This window comes from Roseovarius sp. ZX-A-9 (assembly GCF_028369135.1).
Taxonomy (GTDB): domain Bacteria; phylum Pseudomonadota; class Alphaproteobacteria; order Rhodobacterales; family Rhodobacteraceae; genus Roseovarius.
Window position 1 is genome coordinate 138,319 of record NZ_JAPWHW010000002.1, and the last position, 16,414, is coordinate 154,732.

Genomic DNA, 16,414 nt, shown 5'->3' on the forward strand with positions numbered 1-16,414 from the left:
ATATGCAGTTTATTTGACCACAAAGACAGAGCAATAAGAACGCATCGCTACGCCCACAGGAACCCCGCCATGACCCCGATCACCGAACGCCCGATCCTTGCCCTTCTCCGCCTCGAAGGCGCCGCCGCCTTTGCCGCTGGCCTTGCTGGCTATTTCTCACTGACCGATAGCTGGATGACAATCGCGCTTTTCGCGCTGGCCCCCGATCTCGCGTTGATTGGCTACGCCTTCGGGCCCAAGGTCGGAGCCCGCCTCTACAATCTCGCCCATACCTACGTCGCCCCTGCCCTTCTGGCGGCAATTGGCCTCTGGGCGCTCCCCGCCTTGCTTCTGATCGCCTGCGTTTGGCTGGCGCATATCGGGATCGACCGCGCGTTGGGCTTTGGCCTGAAATCGGAAACCGCCTTCGGCCTCACGCATCTTGGCCGCATCGGGCGCACCAATTGGGCAAACCGACTTCCCGACGCATGATCAGGTAAGAAAAATGAAACCCATCCTCACCAGTCGCGTCGCAACGATCATCGCAGGGATCGGCCTTGCAACAACAATGCCGTCCGCGCAGGCGCAAGGCACCAAAGCAGACACCGCGTCGACGTCCGCCGTCGCGTCTTGGACTCTCATCACGATCCCGATCCCCACGAAGCCTCACTTCTTCAACTGCACGGCTATTCCGGTGCGCGCACGGCCCTGATCCGGATTGACGGACAGTGTCACAGCATGCCCGTCCGCTTTATCGCCGGCAAGTTCGGCGGGGATGGTGTTGCAATCGGTCAAGGTGGCCCGATCCGACTGCTGGTCTAGAAGCCCGCGATGGTCCGCGCGCTTTAAGAAGGCCGCGATCTGATCAGCGAGGGCCGTGAGGGCGTTGCAGGCAAAGGCGGCGACGCCCCCGACATCCTTGTCAAAGCCGGGCTGCCCGCCGGGACCGGTTTCGTCATCAATGCTGGCAGCAGCGTTTCGGCGGAGATCTTCGGTATGCGGCCACGCCCTGTCCCCTGCCCGGTCACGGACCCGGCGACAATCAGCAGCAATTAGGCATATACAGAAAGGCGACACTCCGATGACCTCCCCCATCAAGACGACCCGCCCCATCCAGAAGCAAAACAGGACGTCAGAAATGATCCGAGCATACGAACCCAAGGATACCGATGCGCTCGTCGAAATTTGGGAAAAGGCCAATGCGCTGGCGCATCCGTTCCTGCCCCAAGACTTCGTCGCCCAGGTCAAGACGGACATGCGAAACATCTACCTGCCGAACGCCGAGACATGGGTGCTAGAGCAACAGGGACAGCCCATCGGCTTCATCGCCATGATCGGCAATGATATCGGAGGTTTGTTTCTGGACCCCGCCCATCATGGAAGGGGCTGGGGTAAGGCAATGGTGGACCATGTGGTCGCCTTCAAGGGCCCGCTGAAGGTGGAAGTCTTCTCGGCGAACGCCATCGGGCGTCCGTTCTACGAGCGGTATGGTTTCTTGCTTCAGGACGAGTATATGCATGAAGCTTCCGGCCAGATCACGGCCAGAATGGCAATGCCCGGTGTCGAATAAGCAGTCGGGCAGACCGCCGAACAGAGATCGTCGTGGTATCTCTCTTCAAAGCCACGAGACGCTTATCGCAGTGGCGCTCCTTGCGAGGGTGATCGGGCCCCAGAGCATGCGCTCGGGGCGTGCCGGGATCACCGCGCAGGCAAGAGTTTGAGGTGTCATCTCTGTTTCCTCTTCCGATCGCAAGGCTGACTGACGTGAAGGCGCGTTGACCATCCATATTCGGTCGGTCAGGTTGCTTGCACCTAGGCTTGCACTGTCCAGAAGACCCCGAAAAGCAGCAACGCTGAAGACAATCCGCAGGCCATCGTTCGGACAGTGTTCCAGAAGGTCCAACGCGGCAGATAGGTGCGGGTCCAATAGTGGCGGGTGGATTCGGACGACAGGTCCATCCCGGCCAGAGCCTCGTTCATGGGGACATTGAAGATAACCGTGACGCCGAAACAGCCGATGAAATAGACGAGGCCCGCAAGCATTATCAGCTTGCCGGGGCCACCGCCAATGAGCAGCCCGCCATAGGCCGCGATTACGAGCGACGCTGCCGCCATGCCCAGAAACAGAGCCATGAAGACCCAGCGAAATACCTCGCGGTTGATCACCTGCATGGCCTCCACGCCGCCGACACCGCCGGTGAGTGACAGCGACCGCATGATGAAGTCGGAAAAAGCAAGGAAGACACCGCCGACCAACGCATAGGCAATGACGGCGAATTGCATCAGGAGCAAATAGAACGGGGACATTGTGAAAGTTCCCTGTCAGAGAGATGCCGGTGGGAGGTCCGGGCACTTTCACCCAGGCCTCGATGTCAATCGGTAGCCACTTGATTCCTCGTGAACGCCATCGGCCACAGCCTGTGTCGAACGGCAGTCAGACACAGCGCGGCGATCATGAGTTCGAGGATGAGCGCCCCAAGGATGCCGCTCGAAGGTATGCCATCGGCAACGATCCCGACCAACCGCCCGGCCGGAAAGGCCAGAAATACGATCAGCGCGGCGACGAACGACGTGCCAGCCCAAGCTTGGCGCAGGATTCCGGCCAGCATGAGAAGGCCGAGAGCAGCAAGGCCGGCGGCCGGAGCCCGCAATTCGCTCAGCAAGCTGGCGTCGTTGCCCAGTGTGATACCGTAGCTTGCATAGAAGGTCTGCGGCGCGGCCAAAATAAAGCCGCCGATGCCGACCGCCGTGACGCCGGAGATGCCAAGGGCGATCTTTTCCAAGCGGGTCAGGGTCATGGGATATCCTTTCGTGATCGGTGCAAGAGGAAGGTCAAGCCGCGACCGGCCATGTGCCAGACCGGGCCGCAGCCCGCGCAAAATCCGCAAAGTCGCGTGGCGGTCTCCCAAGCGCGCGCTGCACGCCGTCGGTGACATGCGCGTTGTGCCCGTCCAACGTCTCTCGGGCGATGGCAGTGAACACGTCGGCCACGAACTCCCCGCCCGCCTGCGCAATGTTGGCGTGGAACTCCTTGAAGCTGATCGGGATGTGCTGGATCGGCCGCCCCGTGGCCACGGATAGCTCCGCCGCCATAGCGGCAAAGGTCATCAGGCGCGGGCCGGTCACCTCGTAGAGCTCGCCCCGGTGGCCGTCTTCGGTCAACGCGGCCACCGCGACGTCGGCGATGTCGTCGATGTCGATGATCGGCTCCGCTACATCACCGCCCGGCATAGGCAGGACGCCTGCGAGGATAGGGTCCCGCAAGTAGCCCTCGCTGTAGTTCTGTGCAAACCACGCGGCCCGCACGATGGTGAAATCCACACCTGAATTGCGCACGACGTCCTCTCCCAGCCGCGCATGATGCTCACCCCGGCCCGAAAGCAACACCAGGTGGTCGACACCGCAGTCCTTTGCGGTCTCGCACAGCGAGTCCAGCTTCTCCACAGCACCGGGGAAGGCGAGATCGGGAAAGTAGGTGACATAGGCTGACCGAACGCCGTTGAGCGCCGGGCCCCAGGTCTCGGGCGCCTCCCAGTCGAACGGTGTGGCAGAACTGCGCGAGCCCCGGCGCACGGGCACGCCCTTGGCCTCCAGCTTTGCAGCGACGCGACGGCCGGTCTTGCCGGTGGCGCCGATGACAAGGATAGGTTTGGTTTGCATGGGTCTTGCTCCTTGGTTCCACTTGATGGCCAAGGGATAGACGTCGATAGTCGGCGCGGTATTGACCGGCCTTGCCACCGTTTTGACCGCCGTCGCCAAAACGGCGTCAACGGCCCCTGCGATCCTTGCGGTAGCTTGCCGGCGTTGTGCCCAGCCAGCGCTTGAACGCTCGGGTGAAGGAACTCTGTTCGGAGAACCCTGTCAGGAAAGCAATCTCGGCAAGGGAATGCCGCTCGTCGCGCAAGAGCCCTTCGGCCAGGTCGCGGCGGGTTTCCTCGGTCAGGGTCTGGAAGCTCATCCCATGTTCTGACAGACGCCGATGAAACGAGCGTGCGCTCAGGCCCAGGCCGCGTGCGATATCCGCCATCTTTGGCGCGCCCTCGCTGAGCGCCTGCGCGATGGCATCCTTGGCACTGGCGACGAGCGGTGCTTCCGCGGCGATCTCTGACAGCTCGGCATCGAGATGCGAGATCACGTAGCGCGAAATCCCCTCGTCGCCGAGAATGTTTGGCCGCGCCAGCGCTTCCGGCGACAGCAGGATCGCGTCGAGACCCGCATCGAACCGGACTGGGCAGCCGAACCATCCCTCGTGGGCGGCAATCGTTTTCGGGGCTGCATGCTGAACGAGGACTTCCAGAGGCACGAAAGACACTGGGCAGACTTGCCGACCAATCGATACGGCACTGGCCAAGGTCGCCTCGTTCGACAGCCGAAGCCCCAATCGCCGCATGCCCGACCTGTGCAGGATGAAAAGCGTACCACGAGGATGGGGGCGCAGTTCGTATTCCACCACGCTGGTCCAGAGCCGGGCATAGCGCTCCACCCGCCCATAGGATGCGCCCAAAGTCGTGGCAGCCTTGAAGGCCAGCCCCAGCGCGCCGTACTCGTCGAGCCGCATGGACGCACCAACGCGCACAGGCAGATCTGTCACGTCCGTCTGCGCGGCGATGCGTTCCAGCATGTCGTAATAGGCGCCGGCGGGGATCATCGCCTTCGGATTCCACGAGCCCTCCGCATCGAGACCGACCGATGCAAGCAAAGCTGCCGCATCGACTTCATTGCCCGCCGCCGCGACCATTTTTCGTGCAAATAATGAAGTAACGTAGCCCATGACCGAAAGAATACGCGGAATGGGCTCGAGCGCCAAACAGGGTGCTTCCAGTCAATGTAACAGCCGTCCCACCAAACCGCTGCTACAGCGGCGGGAATAGGTGGAGAGAGGAGCACCTGATGCGCATCAAGGTGTTGGATATTTTTCTTGGCAAGATCGTTTGTGGATTTCGGCCAAGCGGCGAGGTTCAATCAGGTGAGAATTCACATGTGAGCGCTTCCTTGGCAATCCGCGCAGATACGGGACGCAGGGGAAAATGACTACGGTTGTAGCCGGTATGCTCAGGCTCAACGCCCGCTTCTCTCAAGGTCGCCGCAATGCTCGCGCCGCAGTTTCGGCCTTGGCACAGCCCCATGCCTGCGCGGGTCCACATCTTGACTGCCAAATTCTCCCGTGCACCTTCGGCGATCGCAGCGTTTATGTCGGCCAGTGTCACATCCTCGCACCGGCAAACAACGTCATCCTCGGCCAACGGCACAGGGAAACTCTCAGGCATCGGATAAAGCTGTGCGAGCGTGGCGGCAAAAGCGCGGTGCTTGTTCAGTTGCGTGACTATGGCCTGAATAGCCGTGTCATTTAAACCAGACGTTTCTTTTACGCAGGTCGCCGCCGCGTGCAGACCCGCCAATTGGCCCGAAATGCGTGCGGGGTTTGCACCACCAAGGCCGGTCACTTCGCCTGCAGCATAAAGGCCGGAAACGGAGGTCGCGCCGCTCATGGCATCGACCCCACAATACCAGCCACCAAGGCTGAGGTCATAGGAATGAGCAGCACCCAGCGCGGTGGTCAAATCGATCACAGGCTGGAAGCCATAACCGATACATAACGCGCCGACGCCATCCACCACGAACGACTGTTGCAAATCAGGTTGTCCATTCGCCCCAACCGGCGAAATCTCAACCGCCTCGACCTTGCCGTTGCCCATGGCACGGGTCACGATTGCGCCCATGTGACGCCTTGCGCCGGTCCGGGACAGATCACGCAGCAATGCAATCGCATCCGGCAGGCGCGAAGGATGCCGCAGCATCGCTTTTGCCTTGGTCCATAGCGCTGCGGGCTGTCGTTCAACGAAATGATCTATCCCCTGCCCCGCCTTGGCAAAGGTGGATGCCACCGCCAGCAGAAACGGGCCGCTCCCGGCCAATACCGTCTTGCCCTCGAATGGCAACGCACAGGTCGCCCCAGAGGTTTTCAACAGCCGCTGCCCTGCCCCTGCGCCGATAACACCGGGCAATGTCCATCCCGGGAAAGGCATTGGTCGCTCCATCGCTCCGGTGGCCGCGACGACGGTTTTCGCTTCAATGACAATCGCTTGGTCATCGCGCGCAAGATGCAGTCGGAACGGAGCGTCAGGCGTTTTTGGGGGCTCTGCCCAAAACAGTTCGGCTCCGGTCAAAAATCGAACATTTGCGGCCTCGCAGGCCTGGATGGCCTGCTGCCCCTGCTGCACCTGTGGCGTGTTTGCGAAGGGAGTACCGGATGCATTGGGCTGCATATGATATTGGCCACCGGCGCGGGGGAATTGATCTATGCAAATCACGACAGCATTGGCCTCGGCGGCAGCCAGCGACGCGGCCAACCCGGCCGGTCCTGCGCCGACAACGGCCACATCACAGCAAAGATGTTCAGCCGTCATCGGATGTCCTTTCGATGATGACAGTCATTCCATCGGCACAATCTGTCAGACAGGACCGGCGCAACGTACCATTCACAATCACCATGCATTCAAAACAGACCCCCATACCGCAATACATTCCACGCGGCTGATGCAACCGCGGGCTTTTGCGCCATGAAGTGTAATGTTGGGTCAAAACCTGACTAAGCGGAATGCCCGGGGAACAGGTGATCGGGTCACCATTAATGAGAATCTGAATGGTTTTGCTCATGCTGTGTGCCCCTCGCTGAACCGAAAGGGGTTATAAAGACGCTCTGTATCGCGACGCATGGCGTCGGGTAGTGTCCCTGCACCCGTGATACCATCCGCAATGAACTGCGCCAAAAGCGGCGCGCGGCAAAAGCCCGATCCATTGTCTCCCGCGCAGACAAACAGACCTGCCGTCGGCAACGGCCCGGCCAAAAATCGCGCGTCAGGCGTGACCCCCTCAAACCGTACCCAAGAACGCAGTATCGGCAGGCTTTTCAGCGCGGGGAAAAGCTTCAACAGTGTTTCCACCGAGTCCGCGACAAAGCCCGGCGGCACCTCGCCCACGCGATCTTCGGCCCCTTCGGGGGTCGGGATCGGGGCCGTGACGGTGTTGAACAGAATTTGCCCGCTGGGGCATTGTTGAATCTGGGTGTAGCCGCTGTCAACGCCGCCTTCCGCTTCACACGAGCTGATGACCTTATGCAGTGTTCCGAGTGGTTGACGGATTGAGGCAAGGCATTGCGCCTGTCTCGGCACAATAGATAGATTGATGTCGAAATTGGCCGCTAGTTTCGCAGTCCACGGACCACAGGCCAACACGACATGGGGCGCAGAGATGCAATGCCCTGAAGCAGTCTGAACTCCTGTGACCAGCCCGGCGTCACTTAACACGCGCGCAACAGGCGTATTTTCTCGGAGTTGCGCACCGGCCTTACGCGCCGCCTTCATCAATGCACGCACCGCCAGAAAGGGATTTACCGTGGCTGTATCGGGATCAAAGGTTGCCGCCAGAATTGGGCCTTTCAGCAGCGGTTCGTGAAGTCGCGCCTGTTCGGGGGTCAGCAGCTCTGAGCGCGCTCCCTGAGATTTTTCCTGGGCGACCAGAGATTTTCCTGCGGCCAGTTCAGCGTCATTCAGGATGAACCCCATCTTGCCGCAGGCGTTGTATTCTATCCTATCCTGCGAGGCATCTGAAAACGCCCGCCAGCGGCCTCGGGCATAGGCGAGAATGTCGAATTCCTCTCTCCCGTGCATATGCGTGCCAATAGCTGCAAGGCTGCCCCCCGTAACGGCACCACCAAAGGCGCGAGCTTCCAGCAGGAGCGGTTTCATTCCGGCTTCGGCAAGGGAAAATGCGATGAACATGCCGATGACACCGCCACCGACAACAACGACGTCCGACGATGTCGGCAAGTCTGTCATTTACTGCGCTCCGCAGGCCATTCAGTACGGCGGAACTGATCTGGTGCGGCCTCCCAAAACCGTGCGTCACGAAGGGGGCCGGTGTCTGGCGCGTGGCCCTCGATATCGCGCATGGCCTGTGCGGCGCGCTCCATATGTGCCGGATCTGGATAGCCAAGACCTTGAGTTCGAGTGGCACCAACCAGTGACAGGTCGAGAATTTGGCGCAACTGATCGGCGTGCATAGCGCGGGACATATCCGGGCGCGCCTCGCAACAGGCATCAAGCGCCTGTTCCGGGTCCTCAATGGTCATGCTCCAACCTTCCAGCACCGCGTCTACCACGGCCTGCACCACTTGGGGCTCGTCCCGGCAAAGACCTGCATCGGCGACAAGACCATCCTTGAGGATGCTGCAATTCAGTGTCTGCGCATCGAAAAGGACGAGATCGCTTGCCGGTATTTGGTCTTCGACAGCGTGCAGCTCATGATAGACTGTCATTTGCCCTGACGAGGTTTCACCATCAAGAAATGGCGTCACCGTATCGGGCATTTCAACGCGCTCGACATCAGCCTCGGAAATCCCGGCGTGATGCAACATCCAGCGGAATTCCAAATCCTCGCCACCGGGCCAGACACCCACCTTGCGCCCACGCAAATCGCCCAGCTCCGAAATACCATCCGAGCGGCGCGCAGGATAGACCAGCGGGCTTTTCTGCTGAATGGTCATCAGCCAGCGCAAACGATCAGGGTCTGCGGATTCCATCAGATGAGCCGGGCTTGCAACAGCCATTTCGGCCTGTCCGGTCAAGATTGATGCGACGTGTTTGCAGGAGAAATCCAGCCCTTCACAAACAATCTCCACCCCAGCCTTGCGGGCCAGTTGCAGCTTTTCTGCCAGTAGATAGCCAGCGAACTGCGCCTGTTTGTGCCACAAAAGCCTGATACGAATTACTCTCATTGCGGCTGGATCCTTTTGCGATAGGCAAGCCGCAGTGTGCGGCTCGCCTGTTGATGTGTTGGTAACTTACGAGCAGGGAATGTCCCGATACTCGGCCGGGGCGGCATCCACGAATTGATTGGTAAAGCCTTTTGACAAGTCGATCTCGCTATCAATCAGCCCCGCCTCCAGCAGGATGCCCTGCACAGTCTCCCAATCTGCCATTTCGGACTCGCCAAATCTGCCCTCCAACGATGGGCCGGCACAGGCAATGTCATTCATCGCCTTGATCTGGGCCACCTGGAAATCATGCTCCAGTTCGGTGTTGTATTTCATGACGATTTCGGCGGCGGCTTCGGGATCTTCGAATGCCTCTTTCCACCCACGCAAGCTGGCGGTAACGACAGCCTGCACAACCTCGGGATGCTCGGAGATCTGCTTCTCGGTGGTGAACAGCCCGCCACTGACGAATGTCACGCCAGCGTCTTCGGCATTAAGAAAGTTCAGCTTTTCAGGTGGGTAGCCGTTAGCGTAGATCAACAGCAATTCATTGTAGCGCGCGACCTGTGTCACGTCGTAATCACCATTCAGCCAGCTGATGATATCGTATCCTTGGCTGATGATCTTGACATCGCCCTGCTCGATACCTTCATTCGCGAGCATCGCCAGAAACTCGTGCTCGTCGCCACCGAACCACAGGCCAACAGATTTGCCGGGCATGTCGGCCAGCGATTCAATCCCGCTGTCCTTGCGCGTCACATAGGTGGTCGCGGATTTTTGGCCCCATTGACTGACCGTGACCAGAGGGACATCGTTCGAGCGCGCTGCGATCATTTGATGTGGATGGCCGATGCCAAAACTATCGACGCCGGTGGCAACCATCGTGGTAGGCTTCAGGTCCGGCCCGGCGGGTTGCAGGCTCATCTCGATCCCCGCTTCTTTGTAGTATCCTTTATCAAAGGCCACGATAGGGCCGGCGAACTGCCCCTGGATGACCCATTCCAGACGCATGGATTCTGCGTGAGACAGGCCTGCGGCGGAAATCGCTGTGGCGGCCATCGCGGCAAGGCAATAAGATTTGGTTTTCATGATTTGATACTCCCTGATTGCTTTATTACTGTTTTTGGGTCGTTTCGTTTCTTGTCTATTGTGGCTTGGTGATGTTCAGTCACGCTCGTCCATGGATGCATGCCACGGCACGAAAATGCGTTCGAGCAGCGCTATGATCAGGAAAAACACAATTCCCAGCAGCGCCGACAAAAGCATCGCAGCCCACAGGCGTGGCATCCCCATGGAGCGATAGGCAGTCATGATAACAAAGCCCAACCCCCTGTCCGCCTGCACGAATTCAGCAACGATCGCGCCGATGACAGAGAAGGTCACATTCAACTTCAGTCCTACGAAGACGTAAGGAAGCGCATTCGGCAGCCGCATCTTGAAGAACCGCTGCATCGGGCTTGCTCCGGCGATATAAAAAACATCCATCACCACGCGATCATAGCTTTGCAGGCCTTTCATCATGTTCAGCGCCAGCGGAAAGAAGGACAGGAAGGCCGTCACAGCGATTTTCGATGTGATGCCATGTCCGAACCAGATGATGATGATCGGGGCGATGGCGACGACCGGGATCGTGTTGGCCGCAATGATGAATGGCAGAAAGCCTCTTGCCAGAAACCGCGAATAGGCAAACATCGTGCCAAGGATCGCGCCAAGTGCCGAGCCGATAACAAAGCCCGAGACCGCCTCCATCGACGTAATTCCGGTATGATACAGCAAGGTTCCGCCATGTTTGGCGAAGGCCGAAAACACATCCGACGGCGCAGGCAGGATATAGACGGCGATATCCAGCCACCGGCACGCTGCCTCCCAGACGATCAGCATCACGGTCAGTACGACAAGCGGCGGGCCGACATTGTCCATCACACGTTTTGCCGTGCTTCTGGAGTTTTGGGGTGTCACGGTATCAGCCATCGGCACAGCCCTTTTCAAGCTCTCGGTTACCTTCGCGGACCAACGCATCGAACGCTTCGCTGTTGCGGCTTTCCAGTGTTCTGGGGCGCGGGGTATCGTTGGTAATGATGCGCGAAATACGTCCTGGGCGCGGTGACATGACCATGATCCGATCAGACAAAAGCACCGCTTCCCGGATGGAATGCGTCACCAGAACGACGGTGATGCCGGTCACCTCATGAATCTGTAAAAGTTCCATGTTCAACCGGTCGCGGGTGATCTGATCCAACGCGCCAAAGGGTTCGTCCATCAGCAGGATGTCAGGTCGGGTGGACAAGGCCCTCGCAATTGCCGCACGTTGACGCATACCCCCGGACAGCTGCCGCGGATAGGCATTCTCAAACCCTGTGAGGCCGACGATTTTCATCAGCTCATGCGCCCGGGTCTCGCGTTCCTCTCTGGGCGTCCCGCGCAATTCAAGCGGCAGCATCACATTGGCCAGAATGCTACGCCACTCCAGCAGCGCCGGCTCTTGAAAAACAAAGCCGATCCTGCGCTCCAACCGCTCTTCGCGCGGGGTTTTCCTGTTGATCAGGACTTGCCCGCTGGTTGGGGTCAGAAGATCACCCAGAACCCGCAACAATGTACTCTTGCCACAACCCGACGGGCCGATCAGTGAAACGAAGCTGCCTTTGTCTACGGTTAGATCGACATTGTGAAGCGCCTCGACCCTCTGATTGTTACTCTCATAGATCAGCGTCAGTTTCTCTACCTGAACGGCAGGATCATCCATCACAACAGTGCTACCCATAACGCTGCCCTCCTCCAAACCAATCCGAGAAGACCTGAGCCGTGCGCACCGTGACCGAGCGCTTGATCATGTAATGCAGTAACCCGTCCCAGCCATTTTCATGACCATAGCCACTGGCCCCCGAACCACCCCAGATCGCGCGTGGGTCATTCTTGTGATGATCGTTGATCCAGATGACACCGGCATCCAGCCCTTCGGTCACGCGATGTGCCAAAAGAATGTCGCGCGTCCACACTGACGCACCCAATGCAAACGGCCCGGCATTGGCGAGACGGATCGCGTCGGCCTCATCCTCGAACGGAGTGACACTGACCACGGGGCCGAACACTTCGTCACGGAAAAGAGGCATGTCCTGAGTGACGTCTGCAAACACCGTAGGCGGTACGAAGAACCCGCTTTCGAAGCCTTCGGGCAAATCGCCCAAATGCCCGCCCGCGACCAAACGCGCGCCAGCGGTTTCGGCCTCTCGGATAAAATTCATGCAACGGTCGCGCGACCGGGCCGATATCACTGGACCGATATCTGTGCCCGGGTCGGCCGGGTCGCCTTGACGGAGCATCCCTACCCGCGCCGAAAGACGGTCAAGGAAAGCGTCGTATACGCCGCGCTGCACCAAGAAACGGCTACCAGAGACGCAGGTCTGCCCTGCGGCCACGAAACCCGAAAACAACGCGCCCGCGACAGCCTCATCCAGTTCGGCGCTGTCAAAGACAATGACCGGTGTTTTGCCACCCAATTCCAGCGCACAGGGCACCAGGCGCTCGGCGGCGGCGGCGGCCACGCGTTTGCCGGTTTCCGTACCGCCTGTCAGGTCGATATGCCTGACATGCGGATCAGCCACCAGCGCGGCGCCGGTTTCGGCCCCACCCGTTACTACATTAATGACCCCAGCGGGAATTCCCGCCTCGACGGCCCACTGGGACAGAATAAGCGGCGTAATCGGGGCCAGTTCCGAGGGTTTCACAACGACCGAATTCCCAGCGGCAAGTGCAGCAGCCAATTTCTTGCTCAGGATAAGGATCGGATGGTTCCACGGTGTCAGCAGCGCGCAAACACCATGCGGACGGTATTGCGTGTAGTTCAGGAACCCACCCTGAAGCGCGTTCGAGCTACCTTCCAGGCCCAGGATGATGCCTGCAAAATACTCAAACCACTCGGGAATGCGCCCCATCTGTGCGCGCATCTCGCGGACGGGACGTCCGGTAACCGACGCTTCAAGGACCGCCAGTTCGCCCATCCGCTCGCGGATAATCTGCGCCAAGTTGCGCAACGCTTTGGCTCGCGCGTCAGTGGTAGATGCCGCCCAATCCGGGAAGGCCGCGTGCGCCACCTCGCAGGCATGCGCGACATCGGCCTGACCGGCCTCGGCCACATGCCAACTCGTAGCACCGGTCGCAGGATTCAGCACATCGCGTTGGGCGCCGTCTAGCGCCGCACACCATTGCCCGCCGACATGCAGAGGAAAGCTCTGCCCCGATGCAGGATCCATGGAGGGTTGAAATGCGGTGACCTGCTCCATCAGATAATCGAGGCCCGAGAAGCAATACCGCCATCAACGGTGAAGATTGCTCCAGATGTATAACCTGACCGCTCGGAGGCCAAAAAGGCCATGAGATCGGCGATTTCAGCCACCTTGGCAGGGCGCTTCAACGGATAGGTCGCCAGCAATTCCTCCCAACGAGACTCGTCACCGTACCAATCAACCGCGCGCCGCTTGAGGAGCGTGTAGATGCGGGTGGTATCGACCGGTCCCGGATTTACGCCAACAACCCGGATATTGTCGTCAAGGCTGCGACCGCCCAGGGCGCGGGTAAAGGCCATCAGGCTGGCGTTGCCGGTGGTCCCTGCAATGTAGTCGGCATCAAACCGTTCGCCGGCATTTCCGATATCGTTGATGATGACACCACCACCTGCCGCCTTCATGCGCTCGTAGTAGACCCGGCACATGTTGATATAGCCGAATACTTTGAGGTCCCAGTTTTGGCGCCATGTTGCATCGTCGGTGGAGAAAAGATTACCGCCGGGAATAACACCTGCATTGTTGATCAGGATATCCACATCGCCCACGGCATCGGCCAGATCCAGCGGGGCCTGACCACCCCCCAGATCCATCGGGTAAATCGAAACCTCAGCGCCATATGTTTTGCGCAGATGCGTGGCAACTCGGGTAAGATTGGCCTCGTTGCGCGCCGTCAGATGCAGAACGGCGCCTTCTTCGGCAAAAACTTCTGCCACACCCTCACCGATCCCCTGCGAGGCCCCGGTGATCAATACGCGCTTGCCCGTTAATCTCAGATCCATAATCGACGCCTCTCAACTCTAGAATATCGAATGCCCGGCGCATGGAGCCTGATGTCTGTTGGACACCCGTGATGGCCAGATCTCTCGAATCAGGCTAGCATTATGTATGCGAGATGCATACAAAAATGTTGAGGTGAAACGTTCGTTGCTTAAATTTTAAGCATTATAGGAATAAGGATTTGAATATAATGATAAAAAATAATGCCGCATCGCAGGGTTCTTTTGAAGAAAAGACGGAAAACCCAAAACTCACCCAAACCGAACGCATCATCCAGGCCCTGGAAGCAGAGATTCTCAACGGCGATATTGCCCCCGGTCAGCGGCTCGATGAGGTGACGCTGAGCGAGCGTTTTGCCGTGTCGCGCACCCCCGTCCGTGAGGCGCTACGTGCACTGGCCACCACGGGGCTGGTCGTGTTAAAGCCAAGGATCGGTGCCGTTGTGGCGCGCCCGACTGTCAGCGAGGTGATGGAAATATTCGAACTGGTCGGTGAGCTGGAGGCCGTCGCCTCGCGCCTCGCCTGCGAGCGGATGACCGATTTTCACGCCGACCAGATCGCAGGCGCCTATCAGGCTTGCTGCGAGGCGGCGAACAGCAATGATGCCGCACTGTATATGGACCGCAACGACGCCTTTCATCATGCCATTCATGTTGCCGCAGACAATCGCGCGCTCGCCGATCAAATTACGCAGCTTGGCAAACGCCTGACCCCTTACAGGCGTTTCATCACCTTCCGACCCGACCGTCGGGAAACTGCAGAGAAAGAGCATGAAGCACTGGCCCTTGCTCTGAAAAATCGCGACGGAAAAGCGGCCGCACAAGCCATGAATGATCATGTTCGGATGCTCGCTGACGATGCACTTATCCTGGCACGGAGCTTGAAACTATGACGAACGACCACCACCCCGCTCGACGCGTCGGCATGTTGGTGCCGTCTTCGAACACGGTACTGGAGCCCTACACCTCGGCGATGTTCGCCACCTTCGGAGAAGATGCCTCGGTGCATTTCAATCGCTTCCGCGTGGTCGAAATCTCGAACTCGGGAGCTTCGCGTGACCAATTCCAATTGGAAACCATCCTCGAAGCTGCCGATCGTCTGGCCGAGGCGAATCCGCACTGCATTGCGTGGTGTGGCACGGCCGCCTCTTGGCTGGGACTCGAACAGGATCGGGCGCTCTGCCGCGCCATCACGGAACGCACCGGCATCCCGGCCACCTCGTCCATGCTCGCCTATGATGCGTATTTCAGCCATTTCGGTGTCAAACGGTTAGCATTTGTCACCCCATATTTAAGCGAAATACAGTCAACGATCGTCGCGAATTTCGAAAAGCAAGGATACCAGATCAGCGCTGAACGGCACCTCAAGGATCAAGGAAACTTCTCCTATGGCTGCTATCCGCCCGAGCGCATAGCCGATATGATCCGCGACGTGGCACCATCGCAACCTGATGCAATCGCGATTATCTGCACCAATTTCCGCGGAGCACCAGTGGCCGCGGCGCTAGAGGTCGAGCTGGGTGTTACGATACTCGATTCCGTTTCCATTACCGCAGCACACGCGATGCGCCTGGCGAGTCTTGATCCGGGGCGCATTTCGAATTGGGGTCGGGTTTTCAAAGACTTCGCTACGATGCCTCTCGATCAAACGGCATAGTGAACCAGAACGTGCTGTCTGGAAATTGATGGCGTCCACATATTGCGAGTGAGAATTGGGCAGGGAAACAGAAGGGGTATGGCCCCTAACCCTTCAACGGCAGAGGTCTCGCAGGGTTCGCCGGCCACAAACTTTGCGGGGAATTTCCATTGTTTCCAAAATAGCCACAATTCTTACGTATTGTGGACAATTACGTATGAAAGACAAAGACTGAGCAATAAGATCATAGGGCTTGGTCGATGACTGAACTGAACACGTACCTGATGAGGAATTCCGAAATTTTGGCTGCAACAAAATGTGCAGCCAATTCTGAAAGTGATCCTTATCAATCCCCGGCATTTTGTCTCCGTCTTCTTCTGAGGATTTAGTAGACGCGCAATGCGCAACGATACCGACCTCTAGGGTGGCGGCCAGGCAACAAGCTTTGAGGCAGTCTCCGATATGTACAAACCTGTGTAACGTCGGTTTGGCAGAATTGGACGCGAGCCCGCACCGAAAGGACACGATCAAAGTTGTCCGCTCATCTCCTAAGTAATCGTTTCGACGTATATTTCCGTGCTTCTCCCCGAACACAGAAAATATGTATTGGCCGTTTGCTGCGGTTGCCATTGCTGTCAGCTTAGACGGGCACGAACTCAATAGCGGTCACCTCGTCGACCGGATTTCCTTGAGCGATATCGAGGCGCGCACAGGCCATCAGCGTCAGCCCGAGTTCACCTATGTAGGTCTTCACCAGGCAAAGAACTCGTCAAGTTCGGCGAAGGGACTAGGCCCTGTATCGCTCATGATCGAAGCCGAACTGGCCAGATCGAGGAGTCATCCTGTCGGCTACTGGCAAACCTCCGCTGCTGACAACAGCGTATTGCCGGGGTCATTTGCGAAACTGGCGTCGAACCTTCTCTACCGACCAAGCCATTGCCTTTCGAAATTCAACATAAAATCCGCTGCTGTGAACGCCGGTTGA

Annotated in this window: 19 protein-coding genes; 5 read left to right on the top strand and 14 right to left on the bottom strand. The window is 58.6% G+C overall.

Annotation, left to right across the window (positions count from 1 at the left end; genetic code table 11):
• The first annotated feature begins 69 nt into the window (after window positions 1-69).
• A complete protein-coding gene (locus O3306_RS03075) occupies window positions 70-471 on the top strand; it encodes a DUF4260 domain-containing protein (RefSeq protein WP_272003167.1) in 402 nt (133 codons plus the stop codon).
• 174 nt (window positions 472-645) lie between these two features.
• On the opposite strand, the gene O3306_RS03080 is transcribed toward O3306_RS03075, so the two are convergent.
• Entirely contained in the window at window positions 646-1,074 is a 429-nt protein-coding gene (locus O3306_RS03080; protein WP_272003170.1) for a hypothetical protein, read from the bottom strand.
• A gap of 43 nt (window positions 1,075-1,117) precedes the next feature.
• Between O3306_RS03080 and O3306_RS03085 the strand changes: the two genes are divergently transcribed.
• Window positions 1,118-1,549, top strand: coding sequence for a GNAT family N-acetyltransferase (locus O3306_RS03085; protein WP_272003172.1), 432 nt, complete (start codon window positions 1,118-1,120; stop codon window positions 1,547-1,549).
• A gap of 242 nt (window positions 1,550-1,791) precedes the next feature.
• Here the strand turns inward: O3306_RS03085 and O3306_RS03090 are convergent, their stop codons facing one another.
• The 13 genes from O3306_RS03090 to O3306_RS03150 all read right to left on the bottom strand — a co-directional run bounded on the left by O3306_RS03090 (window position 1,792) and on the right by O3306_RS03150 (window position 13,796).
• A complete protein-coding gene (locus O3306_RS03090) occupies window positions 1,792-2,286 on the bottom strand; it encodes an anthrone oxygenase family protein (RefSeq protein ID WP_272003175.1) in 495 nt (164 codons plus the stop codon).
• Between the two features lie 65 nt (window positions 2,287-2,351).
• Entirely contained in the window at window positions 2,352-2,777 is a 426-nt protein-coding gene (locus O3306_RS03095) for a DUF4345 domain-containing protein (protein WP_272003178.1), read from the bottom strand.
• A 34-nt stretch (window positions 2,778-2,811) separates the two neighbouring features.
• Window positions 2,812-3,639 carry an NAD(P)H-binding protein gene (locus O3306_RS03100; RefSeq protein ID WP_272003180.1) on the bottom strand — a complete coding sequence of 276 codons (828 nt, stop codon included), beginning with the start codon at window positions 3,637-3,639 and terminating at the stop codon, window positions 2,812-2,814.
• Between the two features lie 106 nt (window positions 3,640-3,745).
• Entirely contained in the window at window positions 3,746-4,717 is a 972-nt protein-coding gene (locus tag O3306_RS03105; RefSeq protein WP_272003182.1) for an AraC family transcriptional regulator, read from the bottom strand.
• Window positions 4,718-4,937: 220 nt separating this feature from the next.
• Window positions 4,938-6,386 carry an FAD-dependent oxidoreductase gene (locus O3306_RS03110; RefSeq protein ID WP_272003185.1) on the bottom strand — a complete coding sequence of 483 codons (1,449 nt, stop codon included), beginning with the start codon at window positions 6,384-6,386 and terminating at the stop codon, window positions 4,938-4,940.
• Complete coding sequence (locus tag O3306_RS03115; protein ID WP_272003187.1) at window positions 6,376-6,636, bottom strand: (2Fe-2S)-binding protein; 261 nt, start codon at window positions 6,634-6,636, stop codon at window positions 6,376-6,378. Before O3306_RS03115 ends, O3306_RS03110 begins: the two co-directional genes overlap by 11 nt.
• Window positions 6,633-7,817: an NAD(P)/FAD-dependent oxidoreductase gene (locus O3306_RS03120; RefSeq protein WP_272003189.1), complete on the bottom strand. Its 1,185-nt coding sequence runs from the start codon at window positions 7,815-7,817 to the stop codon at window positions 6,633-6,635. Before O3306_RS03120 ends, O3306_RS03115 begins: the two co-directional genes overlap by 4 nt.
• Window positions 7,814-8,755: an ABC transporter substrate-binding protein gene (locus O3306_RS03125; protein WP_272003192.1), complete on the bottom strand. Its 942-nt coding sequence runs from the start codon at window positions 8,753-8,755 to the stop codon at window positions 7,814-7,816. The genes O3306_RS03120 and O3306_RS03125 overlap by 4 nt, the downstream gene beginning before the upstream one ends.
• A 66-nt stretch (window positions 8,756-8,821) precedes the next feature.
• Window positions 8,822-9,823, bottom strand: coding sequence for an ABC transporter substrate-binding protein (locus O3306_RS03130; protein WP_272003195.1), 1,002 nt, complete (start codon window positions 9,821-9,823; stop codon window positions 8,822-8,824).
• A gap of 75 nt (window positions 9,824-9,898) precedes the next feature.
• On the bottom strand, window positions 9,899-10,705 hold the full coding sequence (locus tag O3306_RS03135; RefSeq protein WP_272003198.1) for an ABC transporter permease: 807 nt from the start codon (window positions 10,703-10,705) through the stop codon (window positions 9,899-9,901).
• On the bottom strand, window positions 10,698-11,495 hold the full coding sequence (locus tag O3306_RS03140) for an ABC transporter ATP-binding protein (protein ID WP_272003201.1): 798 nt from the start codon (window positions 11,493-11,495) through the stop codon (window positions 10,698-10,700). The genes O3306_RS03135 and O3306_RS03140 overlap by 8 nt, the downstream gene beginning before the upstream one ends.
• Window positions 11,488-12,984, bottom strand: a complete 1,497-nt coding sequence (locus tag O3306_RS03145) for an aldehyde dehydrogenase family protein (protein ID WP_272003204.1) — start codon at window positions 12,982-12,984, stop codon at window positions 11,488-11,490. Before O3306_RS03145 ends, O3306_RS03140 begins: the two co-directional genes overlap by 8 nt.
• 29 nt (window positions 12,985-13,013) lie before the next feature.
• Window positions 13,014-13,796 (bottom strand): SDR family oxidoreductase, encoded by a 783-nt coding sequence (locus tag O3306_RS03150; protein WP_272003207.1) that lies wholly within the window; start codon window positions 13,794-13,796, stop codon window positions 13,014-13,016.
• A 188-nt stretch (window positions 13,797-13,984) separates the two neighbouring features.
• Between O3306_RS03150 and O3306_RS03155 the strand changes: the two genes are divergently transcribed.
• The 3 genes from O3306_RS03155 to O3306_RS03165 all read left to right on the top strand — a co-directional run bounded on the left by O3306_RS03155 (window position 13,985) and on the right by O3306_RS03165 (window position 16,414).
• Window positions 13,985-14,686, top strand: a complete 702-nt coding sequence (locus O3306_RS03155; RefSeq protein WP_272003211.1) for a GntR family transcriptional regulator — start codon at window positions 13,985-13,987, stop codon at window positions 14,684-14,686.
• The gene (locus tag O3306_RS03160; RefSeq protein WP_272003214.1) at window positions 14,683-15,450 is read left to right on the top strand and encodes a maleate cis-trans isomerase family protein; all 768 of its coding nucleotides are present in this window, start codon (window positions 14,683-14,685) and stop codon (window positions 15,448-15,450) included. Before O3306_RS03155 ends, O3306_RS03160 begins: the two co-directional genes overlap by 4 nt.
• 580 nt (window positions 15,451-16,030) lie before the next feature.
• Entirely contained in the window at window positions 16,031-16,414 is a 384-nt protein-coding gene (locus O3306_RS03165; RefSeq protein WP_272003217.1) for a hypothetical protein, read from the top strand.

Bases quoted from the DNA above. Each gene is read 5' to 3' on its own strand.
- O3306_RS03075 (WP_272003167.1), top strand. From the start codon at position 70: ATGACCCCGATCACCGAACGCCCGATCCTTGCCCTTCTCCGCCTCGAA.
- O3306_RS03080 (WP_272003170.1), bottom strand. From the start codon at position 1,074: ATGGGGGAGGTCATCGGAGTGTCGCCTTTCTGTATATGCCTAATTGCT.
- O3306_RS03085 (WP_272003172.1), top strand. From the start codon at position 1,118: ATGATCCGAGCATACGAACCCAAGGATACCGATGCGCTCGTCGAAATT.
- O3306_RS03090 (WP_272003175.1), bottom strand. From the start codon at position 2,286: ATGTCCCCGTTCTATTTGCTCCTGATGCAATTCGCCGTCATTGCCTAT.
- O3306_RS03095 (WP_272003178.1), bottom strand. From the start codon at position 2,777: ATGACCCTGACCCGCTTGGAAAAGATCGCCCTTGGCATCTCCGGCGTC.
- O3306_RS03100 (WP_272003180.1), bottom strand. From the start codon at position 3,639: ATGCAAACCAAACCTATCCTTGTCATCGGCGCCACCGGCAAGACCGGC.
- O3306_RS03105 (WP_272003182.1), bottom strand. From the start codon at position 4,717: ATGGTCGCGGCGGCGGGCAATGAAGTCGATGCGGCAGCTTTGCTTGCA.
- O3306_RS03110 (WP_272003185.1), bottom strand. From the start codon at position 6,386: ATGACGGCTGAACATCTTTGCTGTGATGTGGCCGTTGTCGGCGCAGGA.
- O3306_RS03115 (WP_272003187.1), bottom strand. From the start codon at position 6,636: ATGAGCAAAACCATTCAGATTCTCATTAATGGTGACCCGATCACCTGT.
- O3306_RS03120 (WP_272003189.1), bottom strand. From the start codon at position 7,817: ATGACAGACTTGCCGACATCGTCGGACGTCGTTGTTGTCGGTGGCGGT.
- O3306_RS03125 (WP_272003192.1), bottom strand. From the start codon at position 8,755: ATGAGAGTAATTCGTATCAGGCTTTTGTGGCACAAACAGGCGCAGTTC.
- O3306_RS03130 (WP_272003195.1), bottom strand. From the start codon at position 9,823: ATGAAAACCAAATCTTATTGCCTTGCCGCGATGGCCGCCACAGCGATT.
- O3306_RS03135 (WP_272003198.1), bottom strand. From the start codon at position 10,705: ATGGCTGATACCGTGACACCCCAAAACTCCAGAAGCACGGCAAAACGT.
- O3306_RS03140 (WP_272003201.1), bottom strand. From the start codon at position 11,495: ATGGGTAGCACTGTTGTGATGGATGATCCTGCCGTTCAGGTAGAGAAA.
- O3306_RS03145 (WP_272003204.1), bottom strand. From the start codon at position 12,984: ATGGATCCTGCATCGGGGCAGAGCTTTCCTCTGCATGTCGGCGGGCAA.
- O3306_RS03150 (WP_272003207.1), bottom strand. From the start codon at position 13,796: ATGGATCTGAGATTAACGGGCAAGCGCGTATTGATCACCGGGGCCTCG.
- O3306_RS03155 (WP_272003211.1), top strand. From the start codon at position 13,985: ATGATAAAAAATAATGCCGCATCGCAGGGTTCTTTTGAAGAAAAGACG.
- O3306_RS03160 (WP_272003214.1), top strand. From the start codon at position 14,683: ATGACGAACGACCACCACCCCGCTCGACGCGTCGGCATGTTGGTGCCG.
- O3306_RS03165 (WP_272003217.1), top strand. From the start codon at position 16,031: ATGTATTGGCCGTTTGCTGCGGTTGCCATTGCTGTCAGCTTAGACGGG.